At 66.1% G+C, this 23,785-nt stretch carries 18 protein-coding genes; 4 read left to right on the forward strand and 14 right to left on the reverse strand.

Annotated features, from left to right (window positions below; all coding sequences use genetic code 11):
- Window positions 1-71: 71 nt before the first annotated feature.
- Window positions 72-662 carry a hypothetical protein gene (locus tag HTY53_RS02655; RefSeq protein ID WP_174104863.1) on the reverse strand — a complete coding sequence of 197 codons (591 nt, stop codon included), beginning with the start codon at window positions 660-662 and terminating at the stop codon, window positions 72-74.
- Window positions 663-1,599: 937 nt separating this feature from the next.
- Here HTY53_RS02655 and HTY53_RS02660 point away from each other — a divergent pair.
- The 3 genes from HTY53_RS02660 to HTY53_RS02670 all read left to right on the forward strand — a co-directional run bounded on the left by HTY53_RS02660 (window position 1,600) and on the right by HTY53_RS02670 (window position 3,636).
- Complete coding sequence (locus HTY53_RS02660; RefSeq protein WP_174104865.1) at window positions 1,600-2,559, forward strand: chemotaxis protein; 960 nt, start codon at window positions 1,600-1,602, stop codon at window positions 2,557-2,559.
- A gap of 391 nt (window positions 2,560-2,950) precedes the next feature.
- The gene (locus HTY53_RS02665) at window positions 2,951-3,295 is read left to right on the forward strand and encodes a hypothetical protein (protein WP_338019014.1); all 345 of its coding nucleotides are present in this window, start codon (window positions 2,951-2,953) and stop codon (window positions 3,293-3,295) included.
- A gap of 26 nt (window positions 3,296-3,321) precedes the next feature.
- Complete coding sequence (locus HTY53_RS02670; protein WP_174104867.1) at window positions 3,322-3,636, forward strand: GTP cyclohydrolase; 315 nt, start codon at window positions 3,322-3,324, stop codon at window positions 3,634-3,636.
- Between the two features lie 103 nt (window positions 3,637-3,739).
- Here the strand turns inward: HTY53_RS02670 and blaOXA are convergent, their stop codons facing one another.
- Entirely contained in the window at window positions 3,740-4,645 is a 906-nt protein-coding gene (gene blaOXA / locus HTY53_RS02675) for an OXA-837 family class D beta-lactamase (RefSeq protein WP_174104869.1), read from the reverse strand.
- A 243-nt stretch (window positions 4,646-4,888) separates the two neighbouring features.
- Between blaOXA and HTY53_RS02680 the strand changes: the two genes are divergently transcribed.
- Window positions 4,889-6,529, forward strand: a complete 1,641-nt coding sequence (locus HTY53_RS02680; protein WP_174104871.1) for a hypothetical protein — start codon at window positions 4,889-4,891, stop codon at window positions 6,527-6,529.
- Between the two features lie 23 nt (window positions 6,530-6,552).
- Here HTY53_RS02680 and HTY53_RS02685 read toward each other — a convergent pair whose 3' ends face one another.
- From HTY53_RS02685 to HTY53_RS02740, 12 genes are all read right to left on the reverse strand, one after another.
- Window positions 6,553-8,205, reverse strand: a complete 1,653-nt coding sequence (locus HTY53_RS02685; RefSeq protein ID WP_174104873.1) for an AMP-binding protein — start codon at window positions 8,203-8,205, stop codon at window positions 6,553-6,555.
- Between the two features lie 14 nt (window positions 8,206-8,219).
- Window positions 8,220-8,945, reverse strand: a complete 726-nt coding sequence (locus tag HTY53_RS02690; RefSeq protein ID WP_174104874.1) for a nitroreductase — start codon at window positions 8,943-8,945, stop codon at window positions 8,220-8,222.
- A gap of 52 nt (window positions 8,946-8,997) precedes the next feature.
- The gene (locus HTY53_RS02695; protein ID WP_174104876.1) at window positions 8,998-10,359 is read right to left on the reverse strand and encodes an MFS transporter; all 1,362 of its coding nucleotides are present in this window, start codon (window positions 10,357-10,359) and stop codon (window positions 8,998-9,000) included.
- 72 nt (window positions 10,360-10,431) lie between these two features.
- Window positions 10,432-12,057 carry a DUF6351 family protein gene (locus HTY53_RS02700; protein ID WP_174104878.1) on the reverse strand — a complete coding sequence of 542 codons (1,626 nt, stop codon included), beginning with the start codon at window positions 12,055-12,057 and terminating at the stop codon, window positions 10,432-10,434.
- 192 nt (window positions 12,058-12,249) lie between these two features.
- Window positions 12,250-13,278: an AraC family transcriptional regulator gene (locus HTY53_RS02705; RefSeq protein ID WP_174104880.1), complete on the reverse strand. Its 1,029-nt coding sequence runs from the start codon at window positions 13,276-13,278 to the stop codon at window positions 12,250-12,252.
- 195 nt (window positions 13,279-13,473) lie between these two features.
- Complete coding sequence (locus HTY53_RS02710; protein WP_174104882.1) at window positions 13,474-16,593, reverse strand: efflux RND transporter permease subunit; 3,120 nt, start codon at window positions 16,591-16,593, stop codon at window positions 13,474-13,476.
- 5 nt (window positions 16,594-16,598) lie between these two features.
- A complete protein-coding gene (locus HTY53_RS02715) occupies window positions 16,599-17,759 on the reverse strand; it encodes an efflux RND transporter periplasmic adaptor subunit (RefSeq protein WP_174104884.1) in 1,161 nt (386 codons plus the stop codon).
- A gap of 2 nt (window positions 17,760-17,761) precedes the next feature.
- Window positions 17,762-19,243 (reverse strand): TolC family protein, encoded by a 1,482-nt coding sequence (locus tag HTY53_RS02720; protein WP_217435463.1) that lies wholly within the window; start codon window positions 19,241-19,243, stop codon window positions 17,762-17,764.
- 154 nt (window positions 19,244-19,397) lie between these two features.
- Window positions 19,398-19,718, reverse strand: coding sequence for a cobalt-zinc-cadmium resistance protein (locus HTY53_RS02725; RefSeq protein ID WP_238512835.1), 321 nt, complete (start codon window positions 19,716-19,718; stop codon window positions 19,398-19,400).
- A 374-nt stretch (window positions 19,719-20,092) separates the two neighbouring features.
- On the reverse strand, window positions 20,093-21,427 hold the full coding sequence (locus tag HTY53_RS02730; RefSeq protein ID WP_174104887.1) for an MFS transporter: 1,335 nt from the start codon (window positions 21,425-21,427) through the stop codon (window positions 20,093-20,095).
- Window positions 21,428-21,524: 97 nt separating this feature from the next.
- Window positions 21,525-22,931, reverse strand: coding sequence for an amidase (locus HTY53_RS02735; RefSeq protein ID WP_254599780.1), 1,407 nt, complete (start codon window positions 22,929-22,931; stop codon window positions 21,525-21,527).
- A 525-nt stretch (window positions 22,932-23,456) separates the two neighbouring features.
- On the reverse strand, window positions 23,457-23,648 hold the full coding sequence (locus tag HTY53_RS02740; RefSeq protein ID WP_174104889.1) for a hypothetical protein: 192 nt from the start codon (window positions 23,646-23,648) through the stop codon (window positions 23,457-23,459).
- Window positions 23,649-23,785: the final 137 nt, after the last annotated feature.

The raw sequence follows: 23,785 nt of genomic DNA on the forward strand, positions 1-23,785 counted from the left end.
TCGAAAGTTGAATTCGCCCGGCCTGACGTGGCCGGTGCGATGTGATGCGGTGCTGAGCTACCTGGCTCGCTTCATCGACGTTCCATGGCGCTCGCTACCGTTACGACGACACAGCTATTGCCGCTGGGAACCAGCAGCGCTTGCCCCTGGTTGCCGCCGAGGTTGTACAGCGGCGTACCAGAAAGCGTGGTTGCCAAGGTGCTGCCTTGGGGCAGCTGCTTGACGACATCCGGACAGGATTGCGGGAACGGTGCAACGCGCACCAGTCCACCTTCGCAACCCGACTTGGTCGGCGAAGTAAACACGACGCCGGCGGACTGGCCCTTGTAGTTGGGCGTGTCATAGCGCATGCCGACGACGGCCTGTGCCGCGTGATCGTTCGGTGCGTCCTTCTGCGTCGCTGCGTTGGACGCGTAGGTCGTGCCGCGGGTCAGGCTGTCGCCCAGTGCGGCGAACAGATTCGCGCACGACTTGATGCCGAGATCGGCGGCCTGCTTCTGGAACGATGCGGCCGCATTCTGCTGCGCGTTTGCCGGTGCGGCTTGCGCGGCGGCGTCGGTCATGGCGCCGGCCAGACCGGCCAGCGCGGCGAACGACAGCGTGATGGTGGACAGGCGAACGCTTGCGCGTCGCTGCGGATGCGCCTTCTTCGGCTCGTACATCTGAACTTCTCCTTACCTGTTTGCCGGGTCCTGTCCCGGTCTCGCTACCGCTTGCCTGCTGCAGAAAAGGCGCTTCGGAGCCAGCTGCGGGCGGGAATCGCCCACATTTTTCCCCTTGCACCGAACCCTTCAGCAGGACTGTTTGTTCGGTTAATGTCTTTAATGTATTAAAGTAAATACAATGCGGGACCTATGGCGATGATAGCGTTCCGCTTTGGACAGGAATTAAAACGAATGTGAACTTGTGAAAATCTGTCGTACGAATCAAACGGGTCGTACCGGCAGGCCGCCGTCACGGCAAGGCGCCGGTGGCGGAACGGGCGAGGAAGCGGCGGAAGTGGGTCGCGCTGAAGTACGGACGAACGCTTCGTCCGCGCGGTCCCTTGGGATGCGAAGTGGAATGGGCGCAACTTGTCATAACGCCTCCGCCGCGACGCGGAAACGCAATGACCGGTGGCACGCGCATGGAGAGGGCCCATGGCGCACTATTCGGCTCGTGCATAGCTACTACTCCTACCCGATTTGCCGGTTGACCCGGTCTAAACCGCCCCTTCTTCTCTACCCGTAGCAGGCCTCATCCCGAAAACCGCGCGGGTGCTGCCTTGCCTCGTTCCGGCAGCGCGAGCCGTAGCGCAAACCTGGAACGATGTCTATTTGTAATTGATGTATCAATGGTGTTACATCAACGCACACGGGATCATAGCGGCGAATGTTGGAAACAGACTTCAGAGTTTTTTATATCTCTCTTAAGTAAATATCTGTTTACATCTCTCCCCAACTTGGTGCAGCCCAGTTCACGCTCAAGATTGCCTGCCGACGTCCGTTAAAGGTCCGTACCGCGAGCGGCAGAGGCCACCGAACCGCCCTCCTACTCGTGTGTCCTGAACGATACATAGCGCCGCCGGCAACGCGCGCGTCGCGAGGAGCAAAGGAAGTCATGAGCGGCTTGATGAAGGAAATCGACGAGCGGACCAACCTGACCAACAATAATCAGTTCGAACTATTGCTGTTTCGGTTGGGGAATGCGGAGCGCTCGGGCCAGAACGAAATTTTCGGGATCAATGTATTCAAAGTTCGCGAAATTCTGGTAATGCCGAAAATCACCACCGTCGTCGGGGGTGCGCCGGCCATGCTGGGCATGGCGGACATCCGCGGACAGGTGATTCCAGTGATCGATCTGGCCAAGATCGTTGGTTGCACGCCACAGGGCGGCAGCTGCGGCATCCTGCTGGTGACCGAGTACGCGCGCTCGACGCAGGGCTTCGCCGTGGAGGGTGTCGAAGAGATCGTGCGGCTGGAGTGGAATGAGGTGGTGTCGGCCGAGGCCAGCACCAAGGGTGGACTGGTGACGAGCATCGCCAAGCTCAATGCCGATACGCCGGACGCTCGCCTGGTACAGGTGCTCGACGTCGAGCAGATCCTGCGCGATGTGCTGCCGACCAGCCAGCCCGATGTCGATCCGTCGACCGTGGGGCCGAAGCTGTCGCTGCGTCCCGGCACCAAGATCCTGGCGGCCGACGATTCCGCCCTCGCCCGCAGCCTGATCGAGCAAGGTCTCGACGCGATGGGCGTGTCCGTGGTGATGACCAAGACCGGCCAGGAAGCGTGGGACGAGCTCAACGACATTGCGGCAAGCGCAGCGAAAGCCGGGCGCGCGGTGCGCGACGAGATCGCTTGCGTGCTGACCGATCTGGAAATGCCGGAGATGGATGGTTTCACGCTGACCCGCAAGATCAAGGCGGACAAGCGCTTCCAGGGCATCCCGGTGGTCATCCATTCGTCGCTGTCGGGCAATGCCAGCGAGGACCATGTGCGCAAGGTCGGCGCCGATGCCTATGTGTCGAAGTTCCTGGCGAAGGATCTGGCGGAGACGATTCGCGGCGTGCTGCATATGTAAGGCGCTACGGCGCGGGCCCGGCGGGTGGCCGTTGCGGGCGCGATCTCATAACGGCCGCCGGTTGCCCTCTCCCCCGCCCTCTCCCGCAAGCGGGAGAGGGCGTCCTGCCTGCGCAGCTTGGCCGTCGTCGCGGCAAGCAGCGCCGCAACCAGCGCTGAAGAGGTAACCGTGCTATAGTCTGAGCCTTCGCCCCAAGAGGCGAGAACCCGGACAGATTATTAAGACAAGACACTGTCCGGCTGGCCCCAAGGGCCCCGCCGCCCGACCTGACGTCCGGCATTCACCACCCAAGCGTTCCCATTCAGTCGTTGCACCGCGGATGTTCCCGCTCACTCGGAGCAGGCATCACGCGCAGTGACCATCGCCGTTTTCGGTAAGTCGCAAGTCGCGCGTGTCACCACGCGCCACGGCGCCCGAAATCCGCCTGCACGCGTCGTTTCTCACGCCGACGCATTCGCGCGGATCCACCGGACAGGGCAAGGGACCGCCCCATTCCAACAATATGAATCACCAACACAACCAAAACCAAAACCAATACACCGTCGCCGTCCATCCGATCCAGCAAAGCCCCGGCCAGTGGTTCGCCACTTACATCGTCAGCCGCTATGAAAGCGGACGCGAGCGGGTGCTCGAGAACGTCGCGGTACGCGACACGCTGCATCGCACGGAAGCGCAGGCAAAGCAGGTCGCCCGGCAAGCGGGCGAACGCGCGATTACGCGCTTGCGCCGCCATTGAGCGCGCGCATTTCAAAGGAGTCCACCATGTACGCCAATCACGCCGTCTACAAGGGCTATCGGCTTTCGGCCCACGTCCATCACGCCGCGGAACAAGCCGGCAAGTCGGGCACCGCGCGCGACAGCTTCGAAGCAACGGTCAATATCGTTGCACTGGGCGGGGAGCCGTCGACCGGTCTGCCGCCGATGCGCTCGCATCGTGCGGGCAGCCCGCGCGAGGCAATCGAAGCGGCCGTCGCTTACGGCCGCGATGTGATCGACGGCCTCTCCAGCTTCACCAAGGGCAAGCGCAAGGCGGCCGCCGCGAAGACTCAGGTGCCGGCGCTGGATGCGCTGGTCTGACGTGACCGTTTGACCTGGCCGGTTGACCTGACCGTCTGAGTTGATCGTCTGACCTAATCGTCTGACGTCTGACGCGCCCGGCACGCCAGGTTCGGCGCCCGCGTCAGCTGGTCTTGCGCGCTTGCCCGTTCTGCGGAGGCAGAACGCCCAGTTCGGCCATCATCGCGCGTGCGATGGTCATCCGCTTTGGCGCCAATTCCTCGCGCTGCAGATCCATGTTCAGCGCGAAGGGATAGACGCCGCCGTTTCGTTCCACCCAACCCACCCACCAGCCGTGGTTCAGTCCGGCATCCATCGCCCAGCCAGTCTTGGCGTAGATCGCATGGTCGCCATTGGCTTCGACGCGCAGTATCTCGCGCACCCATTGCTGGCTCAGCCGCGACGCCGGTAGCTGGCTCTGCGCCAGCCGCGCGAGGAAGCGCGTCTGCTCCGCCGCGGAAATCGCCAGCGGTCCGCGCAGCCAGAACTGATCGACCTCCTTCCCGAGTTGCCGGTTGCCATAGTCCAGCCGGTCGACCCACGTCTGCATCCGCTGCATGCCGATCCGGCGCGCGACACCCTGGTAGACCGGCACATTCGACATCGCGATCGCCTCGCGCAGATTCATGTCGCGCTGCCACTGCGGAAAGCGCGTCTTGCCGCCGCCGTACGGCTGGATCTGGTCGGGATCGGCGACCACGCCGGTTTCAAACGCGATCAGGCTGTTCGGAATCTTGTAGGTCGAGGCCGGCACCATCCGCGTCCGCGCACGTTGCGCGTTGACCAGCGTGATCCGGTTCGCCTTGACGTCGAACAGCGCAAAGCAGCCGTCGACATCCAGCGCGCGAAAGTGCGACATCAGGTCGTCGCGGACGACTTCGGTCGGTGCGGCAGCGGCGCTTGCCGGCGCGGCATCGGCCAGCGCCAGGCGGGCGGCCGGCAGCAGCGCGGCGCCGCCGGCCAGTTGCAGCAGGCGGCGGCGATACAGGCCGTGCGCTTGCAGGGACTGCGCTTTCGTATGGGACTTCATGGGTCTCTCCTTGTTCGTTGGGAACCGCCGCCGGCGGCGGCTTGCCGCTGGCGGCGGCAGGTGTGCGCGCCCGTCCGGTTGGCGCGGCGCATCGCCGACTGGACAGTGCGCATCGTAGCCACCGCGGGGTTCCGGTCCAATGCGGCCTATGCGACAATCCGGCACGCCTGTCACGGCTGTCACACCCACGGTCCTTCTTCGCCCCCTCTTCGCCCCTCTTCGCCCCTATCGTTCCCCCGCTCCATGCCCGAACCCGTCGTCGTCGAACTGTCCGCCCCACAATCGGTCAACGGCACGCGCGCCGCCTACCAGTCGGTCTGGCTGCTGGTGCGGCTGCACCACGCCACGCTCGAATCTCCGCAACGGCCGCTGGTCTATGCGGACGATCTGCGCGAGCGCATGAGCAATGCGCGCACGCTGCGGATGGCCATTGGCCGCGCCTTCCAGGACTTCGGACGCTGGCAGCTGCAGGTCGGATGGGGCGAGGACGCGAGCCGCGATCCCCGCTTCCTGAATCTGGAGGGACGCAGCCAGGGGCCGTTCTGGCTGGCCGCGCACGAGCGCAAGCGCATCGTCTGCCAGGTCGAAGGCGTTCCGGCCAGCGCCGACGAGATTGCGGCCTTTCTCGGCCTGGACCGCGACGGGCGCGAACAAGGCAAGGCGGCGACGCCCCAGCGAATGGTGACGCAGACCGACCTGTCGTTCTGGCGGCATTTCGTCGACGGCAAACAGGCGCTGCGCGAGGGGCGGCTGTTGACGCCGCTGGCGCGCGACGAGGCAGGCGGCGTCGGCAGCCATGGCGCGCCCGCTGCGCTGACCGCCTTTCGCGCCGCACGGAAGCTCGCCGTCAGCGAATTCGAGCACGCCTTCGTCGCGCTGAACGAGGCGCTGCTGTGGCGCCGCTTGGGCGATCGCGCGCAAACCCGCAAGATGCTGCGCGCGCTGAAGCGGCGCCGGCGCGGGCATGCCATTGCCGGCAACGACTATCTCGATGCGATGGAAGGCATCGTCGCGGCCTGGTGCGCCTACGACGAGCGCGATCTGCGCGGAGCGCTGGCGCTGCTGCAGGCGCTGGCGCAGAACGCGCCCGGCGCGACGCTGGTGCAGGTGCATCCGCACGTTCGCTTCGAATGGCACAACCTCTCCGCGCTGATCCAGCGTTCGCATGCGCTGTCGGCGGCCGCCGTGAACGACACGGCAGCGGCCGGTACGCTGGCCGAACAGGCGGTCACGCATTTCGAGCAGGCGCTGGCGGCGGCCTTCGAGTCGAACGTCTCCGATGCCGCGCAGCACGTCGCGGCCAATATCGGCATGGCGCTATGGCTGTTCGGCGAGGCCGGCATCGCCTGGAGCGGCGCCTTGGCCAGCGTCTCGTCCGAGCGCGAGGCCGAGCGTGCGATCCAGTGGATCGGCCTGTCGGAATGGCTGGGCCGCGGCGCGGGCAATCGCCATCCGTCGGCATGGAACGCAATCTATCTGATGCGCATTGCACGCGGCGCCTGCCATACCCCGCCGCGTCCCACACTGGCCGAATTCCAGGCCACAGCGCCGATCGGCGTGGCAGCGCTGCGCCAGCTGGCGGGCCCGTTCGCCGACGCCTTCACCGGCCCTGCCTGGCCGGACAAGTGGCACGAGGTCGCCGCGTGGCGCCTGGCGGAATCGCAGCGCGGCGAGCGCAAGTATCCGCTGCTGCAGCAGAGCAGCCTGTGGTTCGAACTGGCCTGGTATTCGGCCCATGCCGGGCAACTGGAACCGGCAGCCCGCGCGCTGCGTTCGCTGCGCGAGGGGTTGCGGCAATTGGCCGTCAGCGATCGGCAGTATTTCGGCAAGCCGCTGCTCGATGCGCTGCCCGAGCCGGTGCATCGGCTGGCGCGGGACGAGTAGGCGTCCGACCGCGCCGGTCGCGCTCAGCCCGCCAATCGGGTGATGGCCGCACGGCTGCCCGCTTGCTCCCGCAGCCGGTATTTCTGGATCTTCCCGGTGGCCGTTCGCGGCACCTCGCCGAAGATCACACGGCGCGGGCATTTGAAGTGCGCCAGCCGGTCCCGGCAGAACGCGATCACGTCGGCCTCCGTCAGGGCCTCCGCATCGGGCTTCAGTTCAATGAACGCACAGGGTGTCTCGCCCCATTTGTCGTCGGGCTGAGCCACCACGGCGGCATACAGCACGCCGGGCATGCGGTAGATGACCTCCTCCACCTCCACCGAGGAAATGTTCTCTCCCCCGGAGATGATCACGTCCTTGGAACGGTCCGTGATCTGCATATAGCCATCCGGATGGACAACGGCGAGGTCACCGGTATGGAACCAGCCGCCGGCGAACGCTTTCGCCGTCGCCTCGGGATTCTTGAGGTATCCCATCATCACGGTATTGCCGCGAACCAGCACCTCTCCACACGCCGCCTTGTCGGCCGGTACCGGCTCCAGCGTGACGGGATCGGCGATGGACATCGCCTCGAAGGCCGCCGCTCGCACGCCCTGCCTCGCCTTCAATCGTCCCTGCTGCTCCGGCGGCAGCGCATCCCACTCGTCATGCCAGGCGCAGCTGATCGGTGTCCCGCAGATCTCGGTAATCCCGAAGACATGGTCCACCTCGAAGCCCATGGCGCCAACGGCTTCGAGCACGGCGGCAGGCGGGGGTGAACCAGCTGTCAGCACGCGCACCCGGCGCGGCAACGGCCGCCGTTCCGCCTCCGGCATGCTGGCGATGCCCGACAGCACGATCGGCGCGGCGCAGAAATGATCGACGCCATGCTCGAACACAGCCGACAGAATGTTGGCCGCATTGACCCTGCGCAGGCAGACATGCGTTCCCGCCGCCGCGGTGATGGCCCAGGTGAAGCACCAGCCGTTGGCGTGGAACATCGGCAGCGTCCACAGGTAGATCGGCGCGCGCGGCAACGGCCAGTTGGTCATCTGCAGCAGGCTCATCAGATACGTTCCGCGATGGCTGGCGACCACGCCCTTCGGATCGCCCGTGGTACCGGAGGTGTAGTTCAGCGCGATCGGCGTCCACTCGTCGGCCGGCCAGTGACCGGCAAGGCGCGGATCGCCAGTGGACAGCAGAGACTCGTAGTCGGTGTCGCCAATGGCGGCAGCGTCCGGCGCCTGATGATCGTTGATGTCGACCACGCGCGGCGGATTGGGAACGCACTGCAGGGCTTGGGCGACCAGTGGTGCGAATTCCCGATCCACCAGCAGCAACTTGCACTCGCCATGGCGCAGGATGAAGGCAACGCCATCGGCGTCGAGGCGGCAGTTGATGGCGTTGAGCACGGCGCCGGACAGCGGCACGCCGAAATGGGCTTCCAGCATGGCTGGGGTGTTGGGCGCAATGATCGCCACCGTATCGCCCGCCCCGATGCCGCATCGGACGAGGGCCGAAGCGAGGCGATAACACCGTTCCCGGGTTTCCCGCCACGTCTGGCGCAAAGCGCCATGAACGATGGCCGTGCGGTTCGGATAGACGTCGGCGGCGCGGTCAAGGAAGCCCAATGGCGTCAATGGAAGATGATTGGCCGCATTCTTGCCCAGCCCCTGGGCGTACGCCGTTGCGCTCATGATCCTGTCTCCTGTTATTCCTGGTGGAAGGTGGTGAAATCCTTGACCGAGGTGCGATCCGTGACCAGCGAGTTCTCGACGCAATCCGGATCGGCGTAGCCCAGGCTCATGCCGCAGACCAGCATCTGGTTGTCCGGAATGGACAGTTCGTCCGCAATCACGCGATGGAACTTGTTGAAGGCCGCCTGCGCGCAGGTGTCCAGACCCCGGGCCCGCGCGGCAACCATGATGCTCTGCAGGAACATGCCGATATCCAGCAGGCTGCCCTCGCGCATCACGCGATCGACCGTGAAGAACAATCCCACCGGGGCATCGAAGAAGCTGTAGTTGCGTCCATGCTGGACGTGCATGCGCGCCTTGTCGCCCTTCTCGATGCCAAGCAAACCATAGAGGCGCCAACCCACTTCGCGCCGGCGGTCGAGATACGGCGCGATCCACTCGCGCGGGTAGTAGTGATAGGGCTCGTCCAGATTTGAACCGGCGGCATCCGCGTCATTGACTTGCTGAATGGCCGCCGACAGCCGCGCCTTCGTGGCATCCGTCACCACATGCACATGCCACGGCTGCATGTTGACGCCGGACGCGCTGAAGCGTGCGACATCGAGGATGGACTCGATCTCCTTCCGGGAAACCGGCGTGTCCAGGAAGGCCCGCACGCTGCGGCGCGTGATCAGCGCCCAGTCGACGGCCTGCCGCACATCCGTGAGCGATCTGAAGGGAGGAGGAGAAAGTCGGTTCATGGCCTCGATGGGATGGACGTGGAACGCGGCGGCACCGGTATGACGGCCGGGATCAGCTACCGACGCTGCCGCGGTCTACCGCGAGCATCGTGGCTTGACTGGCTCTTGCGGAATCGGCTCGCGACTGGTTGATCAGCGTCACCGCCAGCGCGCCGATGACGCCGGCCACGCCGATCGCAATGAAGTTCTGCTCCAGCGGCAGCTCCAGCGACACGAGCCAGCCGATCAGCACCGGCGCCACGATGGCCCCGATCCGCCCGATACCGGAGGCAAAGCCGACGCCGGTCGACCGGATGGCCGCAGGATAGAAGTCGCCCGCATAGGCGTACGCGATCAGCTGCGTGCCGAGGGTCGATGCGCCGACCACGAATACGACAACAAACAGCAATGCGGTCGACCGGGTGTAGGCCAGCAGCGTCAGCGCGACCGCGCCAATCGCATAGAAGGCGACCAGCACGTGCTTGATGTTCAGCTTGTCGCTGAGCCACCCGCCGCCGATGGCGCCGACGATCGCCCCGACATTGAAGACGATGACGAAATTCAACGCGGATCCCAGGCTGTATCCGGCCATCGCCATCAATTTGGTCAGCCACGAGTTCAGCGCGTAGACCATGAACAATCCGGTCATGAAGGCGGCCCAGATCATGACGGTACTCAAGCCCCGCCCTTCCTCGAACAGGCGTCGCACCGAAGCATCGTGGCGCGCCTCCGACGAAGAGAACACCAGGGGCTCCCGGTCATCGAACGGCAGGTCGGGCAGCATGCGCTTGACCATGGCGCGCAGTTCCTCGTGGCGGCCCTTCCTGGTCAGGAAGGCGATCGATTCCGGCATGGTCCTGAGGATGAACGGAATCAGCAGCACCGGCAGACCCGCGACAAAGAACACCGATTGCCAGCCATGGCTTTCGATCAGTTGCTTGGCAGTCAGCGCGACCAGAATCCCGCCGACCGAGTAGCCCGCAAAGACCAGCGTCACGAGCCTGGCGCGCAATGCCCGCGGCGAAAACTCGCCCATCTGCGCGGTGACGATTGGCAGAACGCCGCCGATACCGAGGCCCGCGATAAAGCGCACGGCGCTGAAGGCGATCGGATCGTTCGTCAGGCCGGCGGCGGCGGTAAACAGGCTGAACAGTGCCACGCAGACGGAGATCATCATCGGGCGGCCGATACGGTCAGCCAGCGTCCCGAGGAACATCGCTCCAAGCATCGTGCCGAAGAGCGCCGATCCGGCCATGATGCCGGCACTGGTGGCATCGACTCCCATGTCCTTCATGATCGAGGGCAGCGCGGCGCCGACCACGGCCAGGTCATAGCCGTCGACGATCAGGATCAGCACACACCAGAACAACACCAGGCCATGAAAGCCATTGAACCTGGCATTGCCGGCCAGCGCCTGCACGTCTAGTTGATTCATGTTCTGTCTCCTTGTGTCTTGTCTTTGTCGTCGGCTCCGCCGACGGTCCCGGAAGCATCGATCGAATGACCGCTACTGTGGAGACACGCAGGTAAAGCTGGACTCCGCATTCGGATCGCCGCTGCCGGCGTATGCCGGGTACTGCGGATATCGGCAGAGCGGCCGCTGCATCCCCTTGCCGGGATCCACGCTGCGCGTCGCGATGATCCTGCGGCTCGATGGCTTTGCACCGTTCTCGATCCATTCGAACATCGGTGTGACGAGGTCGACCGTGTCCGGACCACGGCCACCCTGTGGCGTGGCGGCGCAATGATCGTGTCCGGGAAGCACGAAGTACTCGACGAACTGGTCGGCGGCAGTCTGTCCGCCGGCCGCGGCCACCACCTTGTTGTAGTAGTCGGTGGTGTTGTTCAGCGTGATCAGCCAGTCGGTCGTGCCATGAAAGAGAATCACCTTGCCGTTGCGGGCCCTGAACCTGCCGAGGTCCGGATCGACCGCGTCGATCAGCTTGGCGAGATAGTCCAGTCGCCCGGTGTATGCCTGTGGATCGACCGCCAACGGGTCCGCCGACGGATCCTGCGCGACGAAGTACCGCATGTAGTCGCCGCCGAGCGTCCGGAAGGTAGACCCGCCCAGTGCCTGCCATGAGGCATCGTCCGCCGTTTCGCCGCCGACGTGCGGAAACGCCGGCCAGGTGTATCGCCCGCCGGCGACGTTGGTCGGCTCGTACAACGTCCTGGCCGACTCCAGTTGCGCATCCGTCAGACAGGCGTCGGATTCGGCGCCATTGCACCGTAGCGCCGCCAGATCGACCTTGCAGGCATCGGGCCTGCCGATGATGTTGTCCTTCAGCCCATCGAGCGCATCGCACTGGGACTGCATGAACCCGGCGATCGTCTGCACCTTGCCGGCGCTCAGGCCCGCACCAGGCTTGGCGAACTGCCTGAGGATCTTCTGGTACCACAGGAACTGGCCCGTGTATGCGTTTGCCGGAGCCCTGACGATGATGCCGTCGAACAGATCGGGATGGCGTTGCGCTTGTATCAGGGCCTGACGGCCACCGCCCGAACATCCTTCGTAGACGAACCGTGATCGGTCGATGGCTTCCCCGTAACGCTTGCGCAGAATCGCCTTGGCGGCCGCGAAGACTTTCGGCACGGCGGCGTACGCATAGTCCTCCAGCATCTGCGCGTCGAGCGCGAAGGACCCTTGAGGGTGTCTGGCTGCATCGTGTCCATGATTCGTCGCGATGGTCGCGTAGCCGTTAGCGGCGACGCCGGGGCTGTAGGCCGCCTCGGTGATCTCGCCATCGAAACCGCCTCCGCCCATGAACAGCACGCGGTTGTTCCAGGTCGTCGGCATTCTGACTTCGAAGGCCAGCTCCTTAGGCATTTCGCCGCGGACCACGCAGGTTTCCGGCGCGGAGCCGCCGGCGGGAACCAGCGTTGCGGCCGTGATCCTGGCTTCCTCGAAGGTTTGGTTCAGGAGCGCCGTGCAGGCAGCTTCGGCGCTCAACGGGGGCGGCGGCGACGGGGAGTCACCGCCGCCACAGGCCGCGAGCAAACCGGAAACCGCGACCGCCAAGGGACCGGAGCGAGCCAGAGCCGAGCGTGCCGTTCGGGCCGTGCCGCCCGCGCCATTCCGCCTCTTCTGCGCCGCGCATGCGGGGCGAGTGAACCTGCTGGTGATGAAGGCCATGTTGTCTCCTGCGTGACGCATCTTGTTTGGCGTTCTGCGCAGCGGTAGCCTCGGCCCTTGGTGTGGAACTTGGTGCGGAACACCGGGCCTGGTACCGTCGCGGTTCGCAGTGTCAGCCTGTGCAGCCTCGCGGGCCATGCCCGCCGACTTCAGCCTCGATGAGGTATTTGGACACGCACGACGATTTGGCCTTCAGGCCGATCGCGCTGCGGCGCCCTTGCCCTGCCGGTAGAGTCCCGGGCTCGCGCCGGTCCACTTGCGGAAGGCGCGGTGAAAGGCGCTGGTTTCCTGGAACCCGGTCCGCGCCGCCACTTCGGCGACGGTCAGGTCGGTGCTGGAAAACAGCTCGATGGCGATGTCGCGGCGCAACTCGTCCTTCAATTGCCGGTAGTTCGCGCCTTCCGCCAGCAGCCGGCGCTGCAGCGTGGCGGACGACATATTGAGCAATTGGGCCAGCGTATCCAGATCCGGCCATTCGTCCGGCAACTGGTTTCGCAAGCGGCGGCGGATCAAGGCAGTCGTGCTGGCCTGATTGCGGTACTTCACCAGGATGTTGGCCGGCGCCGCCTCCAGGAATGCACGCAGCGTGCTTTCCGTTTCCATCAGCTTCAGCTCCAGGAAGCTGCGATCGAAGCGGATCAGCGTCTCGGTGGCGGAGAAGGTTACCTCCTCGCAGAACCGCATCCGGTAATCGCTGTCATCGACCGGGGCCGGCGCGCGGAACGTCATGGCGATCACGGGGATGCGCCTGCGTGCGAGCCAGCAGGCCAAGCCATGCACGAGAATGAACCACGTGCCGTAGGCGAACAGCCGGCGCGTGACGCCGCGATCGTGCAGCACGATCACGGCATGCTCGCCTTCGCAGCGCAGCTCGCCATGGAGATCGTCCAGAATCGCGCGCAGGAATCGCAGCATGCGGCGCAGCGCGTGTTCGAGGTTGTCGGCATGGAGTACCGCGTGGCACATCAGCGCATAGCTGCCCCGGCGCATCGGATGGCTGTCCAGGCCGAAGAACTCGTCGTCCATCAAGTCGGCCAGAGCGGCCCACAGCCGGGAGAATGCCAGTGCCGGCACACGGGCCCGCGGAGCATTGAGCAGTTCCGCCGCGATGCCGGCGTGCTGCAAGGCAGCATGCACGTCGAGATTGCGCTGCGTCGCGACCAGAATCGCTTCGCGCACCAGGCTGATGGAAGTCGTGCCTTTGTCTTGAGCCGCAGTCATGGTCAGGTTTCAGCCACCGAAGTGCAGTGATGGTAATCGCTGCCCGGAACTGGCGAAACTCGACACGATGGTTGAGACGCTGGAAAGACACTGGGTCCCCGCCTCCGCGAGGACGACGGTGGAAGCCTCGTGCTCCCCATTCCGTCGCCCCCGCGAACGCGGGGACCCAGTGGTCTTGCTGCAGGTGCGGCTTGCTTACACCGGCTCGTCCGTCGCCGGATTCGGCTTGCGGTCGTCGAACCAGCGATACAGCGTCGGCACCATCACCAGCGTCAGCAGCGTCGACGTGATCAGGCCGCCGATCACCACCACCGCCAGCGGGCGCTGCACCTCGGAGCCAGGTCCCGTCGAGAACAGGAACGGCACCAGGCCCAGCAGCGCGATGGTGGCCGTCATCATCACCGGCCGGAACCGCATGGTGGCGCCGTGGATCACCGCCTCGTCGAGCTCCATGCCGTTGTTGCGCAGATTGCGGATGTACGACACCAGCACCACGCCGTTCAGCACCGCGATACCCCACAGCGCGATAAAGCCCACCGACGCCGGCACCGACAGATACTCGCCAGTAACGAACAGGCCGATGATGCCGCCGATCGATGCGAACGGCAGCACCGTGATGATCAGCGTGGCGAAGCGCAGCGAGTTGAACAGCAGGAACAGCAGGAAGAAGATCGCGGCGATCGTGATCGGCACGATGATCTTCAGGTGGCCCATCGCACGTTCCATGTTCTGGAACTGGCCGCCCCACTCGAAGTAGTAGCCTTCGGGCAGCTTGACCTTGCTGTCGGCCGCCTGCTGCAGCTCGGCGACGAAGCCGCCGAGGTCGCGGTCCTTGACGTTGATCATCACCACGACGCGGCGCTTGGCCATTTCGCGGCTGATCTGCGCCGGGCCGTCGCTGACCTCGATCTTGGCCACGCTTTGCAGCGGCACCTGGATGCCGTCGGGCGTAGTCACCAGCAGCTGGCGGATCGACTGGACATCGTGGCGGAAGCGCTCGGGCAGACGGACCGCGGCGCTGAAGCGGCGCTCGCCCTCGAAGATGTCGGTGGCGCGCTTGCCGCCGATCGAAATCTCGATGATGTCGTGGATGTCCGAGACATTGAGCCCGTAGCGCGCGATCGCCTGGCGGTCGATGTCGATCGACAGGTACTGCTGACCGGTGATGCGCTCGATGCGGATGTCCTGCGAGCCCTGGATGCCGCCGGCCACGCGCGCGACCTCGCCGGCCAGCTCGCGCAGCTTGCCGAGGTCGTCGCCGAAGATCTTGACCGCAATATCCGAACGCACGCCGCTGACCATCTCGTCGATCCGGTCGGAGATCGGCTGCGCCATCACGATCTGCACGCCCGGAATGGCGCGCAGCTTCTGGCGGATCTGCTCGGCGATGTCGTCCTGCGTCCAGCCGTCGGGCCACTCGTCGCGGTCCTTCAGGCTGGCGATCGGGGTCGACTCGTTCTGGCTCTGCGGGTCCGCCGGGCTCTCGCCGCGGCCAACGCCGGAGACCACCGACTTGACGCCCGGCACGCTGAGCACCAGCTTGTTGGCCTCCTTCTCGAGCTTGATCGATTCCTCCAGCGAGATGTTGGGCACGCGGTCGATCGCGGGAACGATCGAGCCTTCCTTCATCTCCGGCATGAACGACGAACCGAGCAGCGGCACGATCGCCAGCGTGCCGAGGAACGCGACGACAGCAGCGACCACGGTCTTGCGGCTGTTCGACATCGCCACCTTCAGCATCCGCAGATAGTGGCGCTTCAGGAAGGCGATCACACGGGTATCGTGCTCGGCCCCGCCCTTCAGGATGTAGGACGACAGCACCGGCGACAGCGTCAGCGACAGCACCAGCGAGATCGCCAGCGCGATCGCGATGGTAAAGGCCAGCGGGGCGAACATCTTGCCCTCGGTGCCGGTCAGCGTCATCAGCGGCAGGAACACCAGGATGATGATGCCGACGCCGACGATCACGGGCGTCGCCACTTCCTGCACCGCCTTGACCAGCACCTCGGTCTTGGTCAGCCTCAGTTCATCCTTGCGCCCCAATCGCTCGAACGCGTTCTCGACCACCACCACGGAGCCATCGACCATCAGGCCGATGGCGATCGCCAATCCGCCTAGCGACATCAGGTTGGCCGACAGTCCTACCTGGTTCATCACCATGAAGGTCAGCAGCGGCGTCAGCACCAGCGTCGCGAGCACGATCACCGACGAGCGCAGGTCCCCCAGGAACAGGAACAGCACGATCACGACCAGCACCACGCCTTCGAGCAGCACTTTGGTGACCGTCCACAACGCGGCGTCGACCAGTTCGCTGCGGTCGTAGTACGGCACGATCTGCAGCTTGCCCGGCAGCATGCCGCGCTCGTTGATCTCGGCGACGCGCTGCTTGACGCGGCTGACGACCTCCTTGGCGTTGCCGCCGCGCATCATCATCACGATGCCGCCGACCGCCTCGGTCTGGCCGTTCTTGATCAGCGCACCCTGCCGGACCTCGTGGCCGATGGTGACCTCCGCCACGTCGCGCAGATAAACCGGCGTGCCGTTGACCTCCTTGAGCACGATGCTCTGCAGGTCCTCGACGCCCCGGGCCAGACCCACGCCGCGGATCAGGTACTGCTCGGCATAGTGCGGCAGCACGCCGCCGCCCGAGTTGGCGTTGTTGTTGGCCAGCGCCTGGTAGACCTGCTGCACCGAGATGCCGTAGTGGCGCATCCGGTCTGGATTGATCAGCGCCTGGTACTGCTTGACGTAGCCGCCCTGCGAGTTGATTTCGGCGACGCCCGGAATCGAACGCAGCAGCGGACGCACGACCCAGTCCTGCACGATGCGGCGTTCGGACAGCTCCTCTTGCGTCAGCTCGCGATCGCCATCGTCGGCGCGGTCGAGCGTGTACTGGTAGACCTCGCCCAGACCGGTCGATACCGGACCGAGCACGGGAGAGACGCCTTCCGGCATGCGGCCGCCGACTTCGATCAGCCGCTCCATCACGAGCTGCCGCGCGAAATAGACGTCGGTCGCATCAGTGAACACCAGCGTGATCAGCGACAGGCCCGCCTTGTTCAGCGAGCGCATCTCGACCAGCCCGGGCAGGCCGGTCATGGCGATCTCGATCGGCACGGTGACGAAGCGCTCGACCTCTTCGGGCGAGCGGCCGGCCGCTTCGGTGGCGATCTGCACCTGGACGTTGGTGACATCGGGGAACGCGTCGACCGACAGCTTGCTGGCGGCGCGCAGCCCGAAGAAGAACAGCACGACCGCGATCACGCAGACCACGAGCCGCTGTTTGATGGCGGCTTGGACCAAGGATTGGATCATGGCGATTATCCTTGCTCGAGGCGTTTGCGCTCGTTATCGAGGTGGAACGCGCCATTGACCACGATGCGGTCGCCCGCCTTGACGCCGCTCTGCACCACCCGCATGCCGTCGCTCTCGGCGCCCAGCTTGACCGGCACCGCGCGATACAGCCCGTCGCCCTGCTCGACGTAGACCTGCTCCTCGTTGCCATCGCGAACGACGGCCGAGCCGGGCACCACCAGCCGCTCGGTCGGCCGGCTGGCGATCACCATGCTGGCCAGCATGGCGGGCTTCAGGCGTCCTTCGCGGTTGTCGAGTTCGGTGCGAACCAGCACGGTGCGCGATTCGGGATTCACCGTGCGGCCAACGTAGATCAGCTTGCCGCTGATCCGGCTGCGGCCCGTGCCTGCACCCAGCGACGGCACGTCGATCTCGACGGTCTGCCCTTCGGCCACCAGCGCGGCCTGCTGTTCGGGCACCTCGGCCACGACCCAGACGCGCGACAGATCGGCCACCGTGTACAGCGAGTCGGCCGGCTGCACGACCTGGCCTTGCGCGACCTTGCGCTCGACCACGGTGCCGCTGATGCTCGAATACACCGGCGAATACGAGTTGATGCTGCCGCCCTTGGACAACTCGGCAATCGCGGCCTTGGACATGCCAAGCACGCGCAGCTGGTCGCGATAGGCGTGCATCTCGGCGTTGGCGATCGCATATTCGCTCTCGCGGCGCTGCAGTTCGCCGCGGCCGATCACGTCGGCGGCGAACAGCTGGCGCGCGCGCTCGGCGTTCTGCGCCTGCAGCTGCGACTGCGCCAATGCCTTCAGATACGACATCTGTGCGGCGCCCAGCTCGCTGCTGTGCAGACGCGCCAGCACCTGGCCGGCCTTCACTTCCTGGCCGGGCATCGCGTAGAGATCGGTGACACGTCCGGTCACCGACGCCCCGATGCGCGCGACGCGCTGCTCGTCGAAATCGATGCGGCCGGCCACGTGCAGCATCTCGCTGAACGGGCTGGTGGTCACCGGCGCGACCTTCAGCTGCTGCTGCAGCGATGGCTCGGGCTTGACCACGCCTGGGGGCAGCTTGGGCGCCTCGGCTGCGGGCGGCGGCTCCTCGGAACAGGCCGCGAGCGTCAACATCATGGCGGCAGCCACCGCCAGGGTACGGAGGGAATAGGGGCGCATGGTCAGTCTTGTTTCGATTCGGTGGACGGGGCGGCGGGCGTCGCCGGGCTCGGCGAGATCGCCGGAGCGGGCGCGGCGGGCGCGGCCGGTGTCGTGTTCAGGGTCGGCACGCCCGTAGCCGACGGCGCGGCGGTGGCGTTCGAGGTCGGGCTTGCGGTGGCCGTGGCGCCTGCGGTGGCGCTCGCCGTTCCTGGCACGGCGGCCGGCGCGGCCGACGGCGCGATCGAAGCGGTCGGCGCCATCGCCGGCATCGACATCCCGGGGGCCATCGACAGCAGGCGTTCGATCTGGATCGCCGCCATCTGCTGGTCGTACTGCGCGGCAATCAGCTCATTGCGCGCATTGCGCAGCGTGCGCTGGGCATCGATGACTTCGAGAATGCCGCGCTCGCCGTAGCGATAGGCCGCCTGTGCGATCTGCAGCGCGTTCTCCGCCTCGCGCACGATGCCGGATTCCAGCGCGGTCACCTGGGCCTGCGTGATTTCGAGCTGACGGTACGCCGACTCGAGCTCCTGGCCCAGTTCGAACTCGCGCAGCTCATAGGCGTTGCGCGCCTGCGCGGCTTGTGCGACGGCCTCGCCCACCGGGCCCTTGCGCCGGTCCCACAGCGGAATGGTCAGCACCACGCCGATCTGCGAGACGTTGTTGTCCGGCTCGCGCGTCGTGCTCGCGCGCAGCGCGACATCGGGCAGCCGCAGCGAGCGCTGGTAGTCGACCGCCAGATTCGCGCGCTCGAGCTCCATGCGGCGCTGGACCAGTTCGGCGTTGGCGGTGCTCAGGCGCGAGCGCATCGCCATCAGGTCCGGCACGTGCGGAGTCTGGCCGAGGCTTCCGCTCAGCGCGAATTTCGGCGGCAGCGCGCCGCCGACCTGCTGTCGCAGCGCGGCCTTGGCCTGGTCGACGCGGTACTCGGCACTCTGCAGCGATTTCTGCGCGGCCAGCAGCTCGGTCTCGGCGCGGATCAGCTCATAGCGGGGCGCTTCGCCGACCTCGACCCGCAGACGGGCGCGCGAATGGACCTGCTTCATCATCGACAGGTCTTCGCGCGCCGCGGCCAGTTCGCTCTCCCGACGCAGCACGCCGAAGTAGGCGGTCTTGACGCGCGCGGCCAGGTCGGCGTGGAACGCCTGGAAGCCCGCCTCCGTCGCGTCGAGATTGCGCTCGGCGATCGAGCGGCGCAGGCTGCGTTGCTGGGGGTAGTCGAAGCGCTGCGTGATGGCGAAGCTGGGCGTATTGCCCTCCGCCACGCCGGCCTGCCGGCCGCGCAGGCGGCCGTACATCATTTCGACCTGGGGATTCGGATAGGCGCCCGCACTGGTGATGGCGGCGCTGGCGGCATCGACGCCGGCCTGCGCGGCGACCACGCCCTTGTTCGAGGTCTGGGACAGGGACAGCAGTTGCTCCAGCGAGAAGGCATCGGCGGCAAAGGCCGACGACACCCCAAGCGACAGCGACGCTATCAGGGTAAGCGTAGAGATCTTCATGGCAACAAGAAAAAGCCGGACCACTGCATGCCGGCTTCGCGCGGACGGCGTTACCGCGACAAGCACACGGCCCACGGCAGCGAGGGCCGCGAGCAAGACATGCAGATAGGAGGCGCGGCCACTCCGACACGGGGTCGGACTGGCGCGTCAGCAATCAGGCGAGAACGATGGGGGGCTTGAACAGCGCCGCGGGCAGGGGCGGCGCGCGGCCGTGGCGAGGCGGAGAGACATCGCCGGAAGGCAGTTCGAGCGGCGCCGTCGGCAAGGCGAACAGCGCGCTCGATTCCTCGATTTCATCCAGTACGTCGGGCGGATCGAGCAGGTCGGCCGACCAGATATTGCAGTAGCCGGGATGGGAAGCCGCTTCTACGACGTCGTCGTCGGCATGGACGCCGTCGTCGCCGGGGGCGACGATGCGGCTGCCGCCGTCATCGCTGGAAACCGCACGCGCGGCGACGGCGGCAACTGCCGCCATGCTGCAGACCAGCGGTCCGACCCGAATCTGTCCGGGTCCGAGCCCCGCCGCCGCGTCCAGACGCGTGCTCGCCTGCGCTCCAAAGGAGAGCAGAAACAGGCAGGACGCGATCAGAAACGGTAGTAAGGCTCGCATGAAGGGGAAATTGGCGTCGGTATGCAGGCAAGGGCACGACGCCAGGAATATGGCGGATAGTGCGCTGCGTAACGAGACGCAAGTGCGGCATTGTAACCGAATGCAATCGCATGGACAGGGTTAGCCCTAGGTTGTTCCCGAGAACGTGACGATTTCGGTATCGGGCAGGGCTTGTCGCCCTGCCCGATCCGGCCGGATTGGTACGAGCTCGGTGCCGGTTCGGCGCCGGTTCGGCCCGATCAGGCCACCGTTCCGCCGACGCCCGGCGTGGGCGCCAGACCGACCTTGCCGGGCGCGGTGTCGTCCCGATCGGCTTCGTCGCCGCCCGCCTTGTCCAGGTCCATGCCGGTCGTTTCCGGCAGCATCAGCGCGGCGAAGACGACCAGCGCGTAGCCCGCCCCGGCGACGATGGCGATCGCCAGCGGCAGCGAGGTCCGGCCGGAACTGAGCCAGCCCACCGTCAGCGGGAAAAAGGAGCCGATCACCCGCCCGAGGTTGTAAGAGACGCCGTAGCCGGTCGCGCGGATATCGTTGGGATACGACTCCGAGATCGTCGCGCCGATGCCGGAAAACACCCCTTGCATCAGCACACCGAGCGGGAAGCCGAGAAACAGCATCGACAGGTTCGAGACCGGAATCACCATGTAGATCAGCGCCATCGCGAACGCGCCGGCGGCGAACAGGACATAGGTCGGGCGCCGTCCCAGCCGGTCGGTCGCATAGGCGCCCGCCACATAGCCGACCAGCGAACCGAGGATCGTGACCGCCAGGTAGGAACTGGTGCCGAAGACCGACAGGCCCCGCTCGGTCTTCAGGAAGGTCGGCAGCCAGGTCGCGATCGCGTAATAGGCGCCGAGCATGCCGCCGGACAGCAGGCTGCACAGCACGGTCTTGCGCAGCAGCGGGCGTCGCACCAGACGGCCCAGTTCCTGCCAGGCGGATCCCCGCGAGGCGGCCCGCTCGGCGCGCGTCTTGATGAAGACCTCCGGTTCGTCGAGGTTGCGGCGCAAGTAGAACACCACCAGTGCCGGCACGATGCCCAGGAAGAAGCAGACGCGCCAGGCCGTCTCGGCCGGGAACAGACTGAAGGTCAGGCCATAGGCCAGCGCCGCCGCGCCCCAGCCGAACGAGTAGCTGCTCGCCGTGAAGCCCGAGTATTTGCCGCGATGCGCCGGATTGCGAATCATCTCGGTCACCAGCACCATGCACAGCGACGATTCGCCACCGAAGCCGATGCCCTGGATCATGCGGAACAGCATCAGCTGCTCGGGCGTATTGGCCAGCCCGCACAGAAAACATGCGACGGTGAAGACCACGATGGTCCAGCGCAGCACGCGCACGCGGCCATAGCGGTCGGCCAGCATGCCGGCCCCGATCGCGCCGATCAGCGACGACACCAGCGTCCACGTGACGATCGCGCCGGCGGTCGATTTGCTCATCTGCCACTGCGTCAGCAGCGTCGAGATCAGGAAGGAATAGATCATGAAGTCGAAGACGTCGACCGCATGACCGAGGAAGGCGCCGTAGAAACCCTTGCGCTCCATCCGCGATAACTCTTTGAACCAGTCCAGCATGATCGCTCCTTGTCAGTGTGGGCACCGTGGCGGCATCGGCAGCCGCGTGGCGTGCGAATTCGGTGGGGTGCGTGCTTGATGTCTGCCGGCGGCGTGCTCAGCGCGGCGGAGGTCGGAAGGCAAAGCCCGCCGCCTCGAGCAGGCTGGCAAAGCGCAGCGAGGTCAGATCGCGGTAGCGTCCGGCGACGATCTGCACGCCGACGGGCAAGCCGCTGCGGCCCGGGCCGATCGGCGCGACGGTCGACGGCAGCCCGCACAGCCCGGAATGGCCGGCCCAGAACAGCTGGGTCGTCATCGGCTGCGGCCGGCCGTTGACAAGCAGATGGCGTTGCCAGGGCTCGCCGGCTTCGTTCAGTTCGAAGGCGGTGGTCGCAGCCGCCGGGCACAGCAGCACGTCGTAGTCGTCGAAGAAGCGTTGCCAGGCCTGGGTGAAGCGCGCGCGCGCGTGCTGCAGCCGCAGCCAGTCGCGATGGTGCAGCGTGGCGCCAACATGCTGGAGCACTGCGTAGCGCGCATCGGCCGGGTCCGCGGCGGCGGCCTCGTCGAGCGAGTCGGCGAACGCAGCGTCGGGCATATGGACCGAGGTGGTCGCGCGCAGCAGCAGCACATAGACCCGCCACAGTTCCTCGGCTTCGAAGGATGGACGGACATGCCAGGCGACGCTGGTGCCCTGCCCTTCGAGCCAGCGTCCCAGTCCTTCGATGCAGTCGCTGACCTCGCGGTCGGTCTCGGCCTGCGGGTGCGTGGGCAGCACGGCCACACGGAATTGATGGAGCGTGTTCAGCGGACACGGCGGCAAGGCGAAGCGATAGGCCAGCGCATCGGCTCCTTCCGGACCGGCGATGGCCTGCAGCACCAACTCGAGATCGCGCGCGCTGCGGGCGATCGGGCCTGCCACGTTGATGTCCTGCATGCCGAACGATGGCGCGCCGGTACCATGCCCGCTCAACGGCACGATGCCGTGGCTGCTCTTGTGCGAGAACACGCCGCAGTAGTGCGCCGGGTTGCGCAACGACGAGCCGATATCCGAGCCGATGTCGAACAGGCTCATGCCGGCGCAGACGGCGGCCGCGCTGCCGCCCGACGATCCGCCCGGCGTGCGGCTCGGATCGTGCGGATTGCGCGTGGTGCCGTAGACCGCGTTATAGCTTTGCCAGTCGCGCAGGCCGAGCGGCACGTTGGTCTTGCCGATCAGCACCGCGCCGGACTCGCGCAGCCGCTGGACCACCGTGGCGTCGCGCCGGGCGACGTGGTCGCGCAGCGCCGGACTGCCGCAGGTGGTCGGCCAGCCGGCCACGTCGAACGATTCCTTGATCGAGAACGGCACGCCATCGAGCGGCCCGAGCGCCCTGCTCTGGCGGCGACGCGCATCGCTGGCGCGCGCCTGTTCGCGTGCGGCAGCGAAATCGGCCAGCACGATGGCGTTAAGTTCGGGATTGCGCTCCGCCCACGCGGCCTGACAGATATCGAGCAGTTGCTCGGCGGTGGTGCGGCCAGCCGTCAGATCGTCGACGGCTTGCCATAGCGGGCGATAGCGCGCGGCAGGGTCGCACGGACGTTCGGCCGCAGGGGTTTCGGCGCGCGCGGGAACGCTGGCGCGGTCGTCGATGGACGGGGACGTTGGCAGGCTCACGTCGGCTCCTGTTCTTGTTGTTGCCTGTTGTTATGCCGCGACCCTGACGGCAGCGCGCCAGCCTCTCTGTCGGAGGCCTCGGCAAGTGCTGTGTCGGTATACTATATGCAATAGTTTAGGCGGCACCAGGATCTGCTGGCATTGGCAGAAACCCTCGCACCGAGAGACGAGGCACCGATGCGTGTGGGCGCTTTACGCAAGAATCGGTCCGGTGTGGCTGCCGAACCATGCGGGGAACCGCATTGCGCTGGGAACAGGAAGGGAGTGACGGGAGACCGTCGCGGGCGAATGCCGGACGGAAGGAGGTAAGGACGGAAGGACGGAAGGGAGAAAAGAAAAACCGCCCCGAAGGGCGGTTCTGGCGCTACCAGCCGCGCCTGGCGGCCGGTCCAGCCGTCAAGCCGCGCGGTGTCCGCACTCGGCGCGGCCGAACAGGCACTGCACGAAGCGCAGCACGTCGGCGGCCCGCAGCGGAATCAGCGGCGTGGCATGACGGACAGCGTCGCGGCAGGCGTAGTGGCGCAGCAGTTGCTGGCCGACCGGGGTGTCCAGGTACGACGCCCGGGCATTGGTGTCGCGGTAAGTCATGGTCTTTCTCTATTGCGTTTACAACGGTTGACAGTATACACAGATTTTGTGCATTGCGCCATGACGGTGCAACGGGGTGCCCCGAAGCCGTGCGCGTCGCCCTTGCGCCGGCCACGGGCGCAAGGGGCCTGGCCGCC

It is taken from the genome of Cupriavidus gilardii, assembly GCF_013314895.1.
GTDB classification, from domain to species: Bacteria; Pseudomonadota; Gammaproteobacteria; order Burkholderiales; family Burkholderiaceae; genus Cupriavidus; species Cupriavidus gilardii_C.